Below are 10,084 nucleotides of genomic sequence, written 5' to 3'. Positions count from 1 at the left end.
CCCAGAGGCGTCGCCCACCCGGCTCGTGCCCCCCGAGGCGTCGCCCACCCGGGTCGCCTCCCCGGAGGGGGACGGCGAACCGGCCTCGGACAAGGAAGCGGGCCAGTCGGCCGAGGCGCCGCCCACGTGGGTCGTGGGGCCCGCGCCCACCCGGATCGTGTCGCCCGAGGGTGACGCCCGTTGAGCCGCGAGACGAGTCTGTTCTCGGGGCGGCCCTCCGAGCTGGTCGGGCAGCAGATCGCCGGGTACCGGATCGAGCAGGAGATCGGGCGCGGCGGTATGGCCGTGGTCTACCGGGCCCGTGACCTGCGTCTGGAGCGCACCGTCGCGCTCAAACTGCTGGCCCCGGAACTCGCCCGCAACGACACCTTCCGACGCCGCTTCACCCACGAGTCCCGGGCCGCCGCCGCGATCGACCACCCGCACATCGTGCCGGTCTTCGAGGCAGGCGAGACGGACGGAGTGCTGTACATCGCGATGCGGTTCGTCGCTGGCAGCGATCTGCGTCATCTCCTGGACCGGGAGGGCCCGTTGCCGCCGGCCACCGCCGTACGTGTCGCCGCCCAGGTCGCCTCCGCGCTCGACGCGGCCCACGACCACGGGCTGGTGCACCGGGACGTCAAGCCCGGCAACATCCTGGTCTCCCGCGGCACCGACAGCGACCACCCCGAGCACGTCTACCTCACCGACTTCGGCCTGACGAAGAAGTCGCTGTCGCTCACCGGCTTCACCACGGTCGGCCAGTTCGTCGGCACACTCGACTACGTCGCCCCCGAGCAGATCTCGGGCCGCCCGGTCGACGCCCGCTGTGACGTGTACGGCCTCGCCTGCGTCGTCTACGAGATACTCGCCGGCCACCCGCCCTTCCTCCGGGACGACGACATGGCCCTGCTGTGGGCCCACCAGTACGACGACCCGCCGCCGTTGACCCAGGCCCGGCCCGACCTCCCCCCACAGGTGGACCCCGTGTTCGCCAAGGCCCTCGCCAAGCGCCCGGACGACCGGTATCCGTCCTGCCTCGACCTCGTCGCCGCGCTGCGCGCCGCGGCGGCCGGTAGCGGGGTCGTCACCGCGGCCGCCCCCGCCAGGGCGGGCCGGCAGCCGGGGGAGGAGCGGCCGAAGCCGCCCCCGCGCTGGGCCGAACCGGTCTTCGTGGAGCGGACGTAGAGCAACGGACGTAGCGCAACGGCCGCCGGCCGGTCGTGTGCCCCGGAGTCAGCCCGCCCGCTCGGCGCGCACCTCACCCCGCCGCCGTACGTGCCGCGCCAGCAGCGCCCCGGCGAATCCGGTCAGCAGCCCCCACGGGACGRCCAGGCCCACGGCTCCCCACAGCCGGGGTCTGAGGAACAACTCACCCGCGAGGCCGCCGCCCAGGTCGCCGATGCCGAGCACGGAAAGGCCGAAGTGCGCGGAGATGCGCCCGACCAGGCAGATCATGAACACCGTGAGCATGAGCGCGACCGCCATGTGCACGGCGTGCTGCCAGGCCCGGACCCGGGCCGGCGACCGGGCCGCCATCACGAACGCGGCGGCGATCAGCAGCACCACGTCGACGACCAGCAGCCACCACACCCTGCCGTCGTGCTCGGAGAGCGTGCGCAGGTTCAGCTCGGAGATGTCCGGGGTGCGCAGCACCTCGTCGAGCACGTGCGGCATGGGCAGCCCGAACGGCCCCTCCACCCGGCCGTTCCAGGTGGCGCCGAGGCCGATCGTCAGCGCCAGCCACACCATGTTGGGCATGCCGAGCAGGATCACGGCGAACGTCTCCGCCGCGTGCCCCCTGGTCGCCGCGACGACCAGGGCGACGACCACGCCGATGACGACGTAGGCCAGCAGCAGCGCGACCATCGCGTACGCGGCCGGCCGCACCGACGTCTGGAAGCGCAGCAGCCCGGCCGGCAACGGGGCGCCGCGCGACACCAGCAGGGCCAGCACCAGCACACCGGCCAGCCACACCACGCCGACGAACACGGACAGCGGAACGTCGGTCGTGAAGCCGATCTCCGGTGAGACGCCGAACAGATCGCCGAGCTCGCCCAGCGCGTCGTTCCCGAGGGAGATGTCGAACGTGTGGTGGGCGGCCAGCGTCAGGCCGATCAGCGCGAGCAGCCACAGGACCGCGATCCTGGCGGCCCAGCCGGCCAGTTCCGCGGCACCGGCGACCGCGCGGTGCCGCAGGGGCCGCAGGAACCCCCAGGCGATCACCAGCGCACCGGTGAGCGTGACGGACAGCGGGACGACGGTCAGGCCCGCCTGCGTGTCGGCGAGGTCTCCGGCACTCCCGGAGAGCTTCACGGCACCCCCGACGGCGGTGACCACGGTCGCCAGGACCACCGGTGCGAACGCGCCGTCCGGGAGGTCCGCCGCCCCGGCCGCCCACAGACCCAGAGCGGACACCGCCGCCATGGCGAGCAGCCCGCCGAGCACCGTGAGGAGGGCCTGCGCCCAGCCATGGCGGGCGACGGCCCGCTCGCCGGAGGTACGTGCCCGGCCGGAGGAGGTGCGCGAACTCACGCTGCCACGCTAAGCAGCACCTGCGCCGGACGCCCGTCAGGAGGTCCGTCCGCGTCAGCTTGCGAGCCGTACGGGACCGGAGCGCACAATGAACTCGTAGTGGAAAAAGCGGCATACACCGGTATGAATCGCTCCGGGTGTGAGAGGCCGCAGAGAACCACGCGGGAAGAAGAGCTCGTGAGCGTCGAACCGCCGTCGTCCGGCCGCCCCACAGGACCTCCCTCGGGCCCGCTCTCGGGTCCCTCCCAGCCGCCGTCGGGAGGAGGGCCGCCCTCCGAGCCGCCGAGCGGGGGAGGGCAGGCGCCGGAGCCCCGGCGCCCGTGGTGGGGGTCGGTACCCCGCGTCGCGCTGATCGCCACCGCCGTCGTTGCCGCGGTGATCCTGGCCGTGGTCTTCACCCGGCCCGACGGCGGCGGCACCGGCGCGTCCGACGGCGGTACCAGCACGTCCGAGGGCGAGGTCTTCCTCCAGCCCGCGGCCGACACCGGCCCGGACCCGTTCACCGAGTCCACGGCGAAGGAGAGCTCGGCCTCACCGGTCTCGCCCTCGCCCACCGAGCTGGCCACGCAGAACGCCGTCCAGGGCGTACAGGGCGGAGCGCCCGGCCTGTACGGCGGCACCCGCAACGTGGCCAGCTGTGACGTGGAGAAGCAGATCACGTTCTTCAAGGGGGCTCCGGACAAGCAGCGGGCGTTCGCCTCCGTCGCCCGCGTCGACCCGCCCGACGTTCCCGCCTACCTGCGCTCGCTCACGCCCGTGGTGCTGCGCATGGACACCCGCGTCACCAACCACGGCTACAGCGACGGCCGCGCGACCAGCTACCAGGCCGTTCTCCAGGCCGGTACGGCCGTCCTCGTCGACGACCGCGGTGTGCCCCGGGTGCGCTGCGCGTGCGGCAACCCGCTGTCCGCGCCGGTCGCCCAGCAGAGCGCGCCCAAGATGACCGGCGACGTGTGGCCGGGGTTCAAGCCCTCGAACGTCGTCGCGGTCACGCCCGCTCCGAAGCCGGTCGACGTCTTCGTCGTGTGCGAGCCCGACGGCGAGTGGTTCGAGCGGCACAAGGGCGACACCGGCACGAAGGACCGCAAGACCGAGAAGCCCGACAAGCCCTCCCCGTCGGTGAGCGTCACCACGCCGACGTCACCGTCCGACCCGACCTCGTCGGAGCCTCCCACGAGCGAGCCGCCGACGTCGGATCCGGAGACGTCGCCGGAGCCGCCGACGAGCGAGCCGCCGACCTCGGAGCCGCCGCAGCCGCCGCCCGGAAACGACACCGGAAACGACACCGGAAACGACACAGGGAACGGCACGACGGACCAGCCCCCGGCCTCCTGACCCGGCCCGGCTCACCCGGCACGGACCACCAGGGCGTAGTCGCCGAGGCCGAGCAGACGATCGGCCGGAAGGTCGCCGTGGGCGGTGCGGACCGCCTCGATGCGGCCGGTCTCCGGTTCGAACACGACGTCCTGGACCGTGCCGAGCTCGTAGCCCGTCTCGGTGAGGATCCTCAGGCCCGGCAGCTCGTGGTGCGGCGGCACCTCGGACGGGGCGGCCGCCGAGCGGACGAGCACGGCGTCCGGGCCGATCGCGTGCAGGGCGCCCCACGCCAGCACGGACTCCTTGCGGGAGTGCCTGCCGCGCACCCGGACGTGGGTGACCACACCGGACGGGGCGTCGACCGTCAGGGACTTCAGGACGCCGATCTCGTCCGCATCGGTCAGCGTCAGGACCGGCAGCCCCCGCGCCTGCGAGAACAGCATCATGGCGGCGTCCCCTCCCGCCCCTCGTGGAAGGCGCCGACCCGGGCGGCGAAGGACGGCAGGTCGTCGGCCACGTAGCGGGTGGCGTCCGCCGGGATCACCAGCGCCCGGCCGGAGACCGCGAGCGTCTCGCCGCGCGGCACGTACACCCGGTGCCGACGCCGCCTGGAGCYCTGCACCAGCGCCTTGCCCGCGGCGATGCGGAAGCCCACGACCCGGCCGCTGGTGCCGCCCTCGACGACCACGTCGAGCACCGTCCCGACCTCGGCGCCCTCGTCGGTCAGCACCTTCGCGTGCAGCACCCGGCCCTGCTGGGCCTCCCGGCGTGCCACCACGACGGGCGTGTCCGCCAGGGCACTGTCGTCGACGATCACGACCGCGTCATGGCCCAGCGAGTGCACACCCGCCCAGGGCAGGCTCCGCCTCAGGGGGCCCGACAGCAGTCCCCGGCCGCTGAGCGTGAAGCCGCTGACACGCCCGGCAGCGGCGTCGAAGACGGTGTCCTTGACCTGCGCCACGGCCTCGCCGCCCAGCGTGACCACCGGCAGTGTCGTCAGGCTCCGCGCCGCCATCAGCTCGTTCATCGCTCGCCCTTCCCGCCGGGCCGGCGCCGTACCGCGATGACGGTCCCCGACCGCCGGCCGGCCTGCACGGCGAGCGTCACCACGGCGACGGCGGCGAGCGCCGCGACCACCACGACCAACCACATCCACCAGACCACCGCGCACCTCCGGCGATCCGGGCCGGCCGCCCTCGGCCGGTCCCGATTCCTACCGGGTGCCCCGCGGACAGGGGACAATGCCCAGGGCACCGGACGGGCCGAAGACTGTCAGGACTGCGACGCCCGGCTCGGGGTACGAGCACTGTGCAGAGCGTCCGGCCAGTCCGGCTTCCCAGAGAGAAACGAATGATCGACCACCTGGACGGGGCAGTGATACCGACTGGTTTCGACGTGCCCGTGGAACCGCTGAGGCGGGCGGCACACTACACCGGCGAGCAGGGTTGCATCGCCGAGGCGCGGTCCTTCGCCGCGCTCTTCCTCGAGCAGCTCAGGACCGAGTGGTGCGCCCGCATCGACAGCCGGGCCGACGGCGCGGTGCAGCTCGTGGTGAGCGAGCTGGTCACCAACGCGGACCGGCACAGCAACGGGCCGTACATCCTGGAGCTCGTCGGCACGGACTCCGCGGTGACGGTGTCGGTCTACGACAGCAGCTCCGCACTGCCCCGCATCTTCCCCCGCAACCCCGAGCGCGTCGGACGGCACGGCCTGGAGATCGTCCACGCGCTCGCGGAGCAGGTCAGCGTGGAGCGGGTGCCGGTGGGCAAACGGGTCTGCGCCGTGCTGCCGCTCGCCGACGAAACCGACGGCTGAGCCGTCCACCGACGCCTGAGCCGCCCGGAGCCCCGGAGCCGACACAGTGGCGGCCGACACGGTGGCGGGTGCCATCCCACTCCCGCGTGTGGAGACGGCACCCGCTGGTCCGCCGGCCGCGTCAGGCGCAGCCCAGCTCGCCCAGCATGCCCTCGCGCAGTCGCGTGATGATCCGCTTGATCAGGCGGGAGACGTGCATCTGCGAACAGCCCAGCCGCTCCCCGATCTCCGCCTGGGTGGCCTCCTCCACGAACCGCATGTGGAGGATCTGCCGGTCGCGCTCGCTGAGCTCCGCCATCAGCGGGGCCAGTGAGTGGAAGTCCTCGACGAGCCGCAGCCCGTCCTCCTCCACGCCGATGAAGTCGGCCAGGACCGCCTCGCCGCCCTCGGGGCCGTCGCCGGTGAGCGCGGCGTCCAGCGACGACGAGTTGTAGCCGTTGGCGGCGATCTGCCCCTCGACGACCTCCTTCTCGGAGATGTTCATCAGCGTGGCCAGCTCGGTCACCGTGGGTTCGCGGTCCAGCCTGCTGGCGAGTTCCTCGCGGGCCTTGGCCAGCTCCACGCGCAGTTCCTGAAGCCGCCGCGGCACGTGCACCGCCCACGTCGTGTCCCGGAAGAACCGCTTGATCTCACCGACGATGTACGGCAGCGCGAAGGAGGTGAACTCGACCTCGCGCGACAGCTCGAACCGGTCGATGGCCTTGATCAGGCCGATCATGCCGGTCTGGACGATGTCCTCCATGTCGTCGCCGCGGCCACGGAACCGGCCGGCCGCGAACCGCACGAGCGACATGTTCATCTCGATCAGTGTGTTGCGCGCATACTGGTACTCGTGCGTGCCCTCTTCGAGTTCCGTCAGGCGCTGGAAGAACTGGCGGGACAGCTCCCGGGCGTCCCGCGGAGCCACGGACCGCGGGTCCACGACTCCCGGCAGTGCTCCGTCACCCGTGCCGGCCTCCGCGTTCTCTTCGACGACTTGTGCCTGCGACCGGATCACGGCGGTCTCCATTACCTCTCCCATGCGTCACAGCGGACATCTGCCTAGGTCCCTCCGGGTTGCGGGTACCCGGTTATCTGCTACACATGCCCGGCGATCGGCCGCGCGGCGGAAAATAACCGTGGCGTGCGACGATCACGACGGGGGAGGTTCCGGCGCGCAGCGGAGTCAGGGTTTCCCAACGCCGCCTGGCAACCGGCCGGTTGGGCGATTCCACCCAGGGCGAAATGCCGGCCCCTTCCCCTGACGACCAAGACTCCTAGGCTGGAGAAGTGAGCAACCRCGTGCCGAACGAAGCCCGCGTCATCCCCCTTCGCCCGCCCGGCGCGCGCCCCCTGGCCGCCCGTCCTCCCTCCGCTCCGCCACACCACGGGCCACCGGCTCCCGCCGTGAAGGAACCCCTGTGGCGCGACCTGGTCGGTGACGTCCTGCGGCGCGAACGTCTCGCGCAGGAGCGGACCTTGAAGGACGTCGCCGACGAGGCACGGATCTCCATGCCGTACCTGTCGGAGGTGGAGCGCGGCCGCAAGGAGGCCTCCTCGGAGGTCCTCGCGGCCGCCGCCCACGCCCTCGGACTGAGCCTCGGCGACCTGCTGTCGAGGGCGCAGGGCGAACTGATCCGCGTCACCTCGCGGTACTCGGGCGGCAGCCGCCGCGGGGCGTCCCCCTCGTCGTCCGGGGGACTGTGCATGGCCGCCTGAGCGGTGGGCCTGCCGGCGCCTCAGACCCGTACGAGTCGCCGGCTGAGCACCTCGTCGGCCAGCCCGTAGGCCACCGCCTCCTGCGCGGTGAGCACCTTGTCGCGGTCCATGTCGGCCCGCAGGGTCGCCACGTCGTGGTGGGTGTGCCGGGACAGCACCTCCTCCACCTGGGAGCGGATCCGCACCATCTCCTTGGCCTGGAGCGACAGGTCGGACGCCGTGCCGCGCGCGCCGCCCGCGGCCGGCTGCCCGAGGAGCACGCGGGCGTGCTCCAGCACGAACCGCCGCCCGGCGTCCCCGCCGGCCAGCAGCACGGCCGCCGTGGAGGCCGCCTGCCCGACGCAGAACGTCGAGATCGGCGCCTGCACGTACGTCATGGTGTCGTAGATGGCCATGAGCGAAGTGAACGAGCCGCCGGGGGAGTTGAGGTAGATCGAGATCTCGCTCTCCGGGGACGACGACTCCAGATGGAGCAGTTGCGCGATGACGACGTTGGCGACGCCGTCGTCGATCTCGGTGCCGAGGAAGATGATCCGCTCGGACAGCAGCCGGCTGAACACGTCGTAGGACCGCTCGCCCTGCGGGGTGCGCTCGACGACGTTCGGAATCGTGTACGTACCCATCACTGAAGCCCCATCCTGCGCCGGGTGGCCGCCGGGCGGATGTCCGCGAGGGACTCCAGGACCCGGTCCACCATGCCGTACTCCTTGGCTTCCTCGGCCGTGAACCAGCGGTCCCGGTCACCGTCCCGGGAGATGGTCTCCGGGGTCTGTCCGGTGTGCTCGGCGGTGATCCGCTCGATGGTCCGCTTGGTGAACTCCAGGTTCTCCGCCTGGATCTCGATGTCGGCGGTGGTGCCGCCGATGCCTCCCGACGGCTGGTGCATCATGACGCGCGCGTTCGGCAGGGAGTAGCGCTTGCCCGGCGTGCCGACGCAGAGCAGGAACTGGCCCATGCTGGCGGCGAAGCCCATGGCCAGGGTGGAGACGTCGTTGGGGATCAGCCGCATCGTGTCGTAGATGGCCAGGCCCGCGTGCACCGAGCCGCCGGGGCTGTTGATGTACAGGCTGATGTCGGTGCGCGGGTCCTCCGCGGACAGGATCAGCAGCTGGGCGCAGACCCGGTTCGCGGAGACCTCGTCCACCTGCGTGCCCAGCAACACGATGCGCTGTGCGAGCAGCTGGGCGGCCAGATGGTCGTCGAACCGGGTCGGAGGGGTGTCGCCCTCCTCCGCCCGCGGGGCGAGTGTCGTGAGTGGAGTCATCGGTTCTCCTCGTCGTGGCAGAAGGACCGCGGACGTACCGCGGATGTGCCGTCGACTCCACTCTTGGCCTCGGACGATGCCCGCAGACCGTTTCTCTGCCCTCGGCAGATCCGCTCCCGGCAGAGCGCCCCCCGTACAGCCGGTCTCAGCTTCTCTGGCGCAACTCCCGGAAGAACGCCCGCACATCACTGACCAGCAGACCGGGCCGTCGGCGCGCGGGACGGCTCGGCGGGTCGGGCGGCGCGGTCCGTGGCGTGCGCCCGCTCGTAGAGGATCCGGACGGACCGATGCACGCCGATCACACGGTCGGGATGGGCCCGCCCCGGTGTCGGGCCGGACAGCCCGACCCCCGGGATGCTCGGCACCACCACATGAAACGCGTCGGCCGGATCACTCCCGTGCGCGGCGGGATCGGTCAGCGGACCGACCCCGTCGAACTCCACGATGCGGACGGGCGCGCCGTCGATCGTGGTCGTGAACCACGGCCACTCGTTGACTGCGGCCACTCGTTCAGCCGCGCCTCGGCGGCCCGCCAGTCGCACGCGTGCCGCCAGTACCGGACCAGCTCGCGCGGATACGCCGCCGGCACGCCGTAGCCATCCCGTTCCGGGCAGCTCGTCCGGCCATCGGTGCAGCTCGTCCTGCCATCGGTTCCGGTCGAGCCGGTCACCGCGATGCCGGCCTCGGGCCGTGACGCCGCCCCAGCGAAACAATCACCCGCCCGGCCGATGAGTTTCCCGGCGTGGACCGGTCGACACAGATGACAGCGATCCACGCCTCAGGAGGTACTCATGGCATCCGACGGTTTCACCACGTGTCTCTGGTTCGACGGCCAGGCCGAGGAGGCCGCCCACTTCTACGTCTCGGTCTTCAAGAACTCCAGCGTCGGAAAGATCGCCCGCTACCCCGAGGGGGCGCCCCAGCCCGCCGGCAGCGTGATGACCGTCGAGTTCACGGCCAACGGCCACAAGTTCCTCGGACTCAACGGCGGCCCCCAGTTCAAGTTCACCGAGGCCGTCTCCTTCATGATCTTCTGCGAGAACCAGGAGGAGATCGACTACTACTGGGCCAAGCTCACCGAGAACGGCGGCGAGCCCGGCCCGTGCGGCTGGCTCAAGGACCAGTACGGCGTGTCCTGGCAGGTCGTCCCCGACCGGCTCGACGACATGATCACCGACCCGGACCCGGCGAAGGCGGCCCGGGTGACCGCGGCGTTCATGGCGATGAGCAAGTTCGACATCGCGACCCTGGAGAAGGCGTACGCGGGCGAATGAAGCGCCCCCCGGGCAGGGGCAGGAACCCTGTCCTTTCTGCCCCTACCGGGACTCGGCCAGGATCTCCCCGATCACATGCCGCGAGTTCTCCGCGACCGGCGGATTGGTGTCCCAGTAGTACGGCAGCGCGATGACCGCGATCGACAGGGCCCAGCCCCGGCCCCGCGCCCACTCGGCCTCGTCCGCCCCCACGGCCTCGCGG

The 10,084-nt window shown here is 72.0% G+C and carries 12 protein-coding genes and 3 pseudogenes; 6 read left to right on the top strand and 9 right to left on the bottom strand.

What is annotated here, in order from left to right; translation table 11 throughout:
* Window positions 1-184 (top strand): annotated as a pseudogene (locus CA983_RS46390) (hypothetical protein); the annotation flags it as partial.
* Window positions 181-1,167: a serine/threonine-protein kinase gene (locus tag CA983_RS34355; RefSeq protein WP_086604680.1), complete on the top strand. Its 987-nt coding sequence runs from the start codon at window positions 181-183 to the stop codon at window positions 1,165-1,167. The pseudogene CA983_RS46390 and the gene CA983_RS34355, both read left to right, overlap by 4 nt.
* 48 nt (window positions 1,168-1,215) lie before the next feature.
* Here CA983_RS34355 and CA983_RS34350 read toward each other — a convergent pair whose 3' ends face one another.
* Window positions 1,216-2,514, bottom strand: a complete 1,299-nt coding sequence (locus CA983_RS34350; protein ID WP_086604679.1) for a streptophobe family protein — start codon at window positions 2,512-2,514, stop codon at window positions 1,216-1,218.
* A 177-nt stretch (window positions 2,515-2,691) separates the two neighbouring features.
* Here CA983_RS34350 and CA983_RS34345 point away from each other — a divergent pair, with 177 nt between their 5' ends.
* Complete coding sequence (locus CA983_RS34345; protein WP_244207215.1) at window positions 2,692-3,849, top strand: DUF6777 domain-containing protein; 1,158 nt, start codon at window positions 2,692-2,694, stop codon at window positions 3,847-3,849.
* 11 nt (window positions 3,850-3,860) lie between these two features.
* Here the strand turns inward: CA983_RS34345 and CA983_RS34340 are convergent, their stop codons facing one another.
* Genes CA983_RS34340 through CA983_RS46910 form a run of 3 tightly spaced genes read right to left on the bottom strand, consistent with a single transcriptional unit; the run spans window position 3,861 to window position 4,995 of the window.
* Window positions 3,861-4,277, bottom strand: coding sequence for a PRC-barrel domain-containing protein (locus tag CA983_RS34340; protein WP_086604678.1), 417 nt, complete (start codon window positions 4,275-4,277; stop codon window positions 3,861-3,863).
* Window positions 4,274-4,858 carry a PRC-barrel domain-containing protein gene (locus CA983_RS34335; RefSeq protein WP_086604677.1) on the bottom strand — a complete coding sequence of 195 codons (585 nt, stop codon included), beginning with the start codon at window positions 4,856-4,858 and terminating at the stop codon, window positions 4,274-4,276. Before CA983_RS34335 ends, CA983_RS34340 begins: the two co-directional genes overlap by 4 nt.
* Complete coding sequence (locus tag CA983_RS46910; protein WP_167407517.1) at window positions 4,855-4,995, bottom strand: hypothetical protein; 141 nt, start codon at window positions 4,993-4,995, stop codon at window positions 4,855-4,857. Before CA983_RS46910 ends, CA983_RS34335 begins: the two co-directional genes overlap by 4 nt.
* 186 nt (window positions 4,996-5,181) lie before the next feature.
* Between CA983_RS46910 and CA983_RS34330 the strand changes: the two genes are divergently transcribed.
* Window positions 5,182-5,646, top strand: a complete 465-nt coding sequence (locus tag CA983_RS34330) for an ATP-binding protein (RefSeq protein WP_086604676.1) — start codon at window positions 5,182-5,184, stop codon at window positions 5,644-5,646.
* Between the two features lie 121 nt (window positions 5,647-5,767).
* Here the strand turns inward: CA983_RS34330 and CA983_RS34325 are convergent, their stop codons facing one another.
* Window positions 5,768-6,655: an RNA polymerase sigma factor SigF gene (locus CA983_RS34325; protein ID WP_010033125.1), complete on the bottom strand. Its 888-nt coding sequence runs from the start codon at window positions 6,653-6,655 to the stop codon at window positions 5,768-5,770.
* A 260-nt stretch (window positions 6,656-6,915) separates the two neighbouring features.
* On the opposite strand from CA983_RS34325, the gene CA983_RS34320 reads away from it, so the two are divergent.
* Window positions 6,916-7,344 carry a helix-turn-helix domain-containing protein gene (locus tag CA983_RS34320; RefSeq protein WP_086604675.1) on the top strand — a complete coding sequence of 143 codons (429 nt, stop codon included), beginning with the start codon at window positions 6,916-6,918 and terminating at the stop codon, window positions 7,342-7,344.
* Between the two features lie 20 nt (window positions 7,345-7,364).
* Here CA983_RS34320 and CA983_RS34315 read toward each other — a convergent pair whose 3' ends face one another.
* The 3 genes and pseudogenes from CA983_RS34315 to CA983_RS34305 all read right to left on the bottom strand — a co-directional run.
* Window positions 7,365-7,967 carry a ClpP family protease gene (locus tag CA983_RS34315; protein WP_086604674.1) on the bottom strand — a complete coding sequence of 201 codons (603 nt, stop codon included), beginning with the start codon at window positions 7,965-7,967 and terminating at the stop codon, window positions 7,365-7,367.
* Window positions 7,967-8,608 (bottom strand): ATP-dependent Clp protease proteolytic subunit, encoded by a 642-nt coding sequence (locus CA983_RS34310; protein WP_086604673.1) that lies wholly within the window; start codon window positions 8,606-8,608, stop codon window positions 7,967-7,969. Before CA983_RS34310 ends, CA983_RS34315 begins: the two co-directional genes overlap by 1 nt.
* A 326-nt stretch (window positions 8,609-8,934) precedes the next feature.
* Window positions 8,935-9,321, bottom strand: a pseudogene (locus CA983_RS34305) (epoxide hydrolase N-terminal domain-containing protein); the annotation flags it as partial.
* A 78-nt stretch (window positions 9,322-9,399) separates the two neighbouring features.
* On the opposite strand from CA983_RS34305, the gene CA983_RS34300 reads away from it, so the two are divergent.
* Window positions 9,400-9,882 (top strand): VOC family protein, encoded by a 483-nt coding sequence (locus CA983_RS34300; RefSeq protein WP_086604672.1) that lies wholly within the window; start codon window positions 9,400-9,402, stop codon window positions 9,880-9,882.
* A 42-nt stretch (window positions 9,883-9,924) separates the two neighbouring features.
* Here the strand turns inward: CA983_RS34300 and CA983_RS48425 are convergent.
* Window positions 9,925-10,084: pseudogene (locus CA983_RS48425) on the bottom strand (phosphotransferase); the annotation flags it as partial.

This window comes from Streptomyces swartbergensis (genome assembly GCF_002148965.1).
Classification (GTDB): domain Bacteria; phylum Actinomycetota; class Actinomycetes; order Streptomycetales; family Streptomycetaceae; genus Streptomyces; species Streptomyces swartbergensis.
The sequence above is the reverse complement of the archived record's forward strand: the minus strand, read 5'-3'. Positions and strand labels throughout refer to the sequence as shown.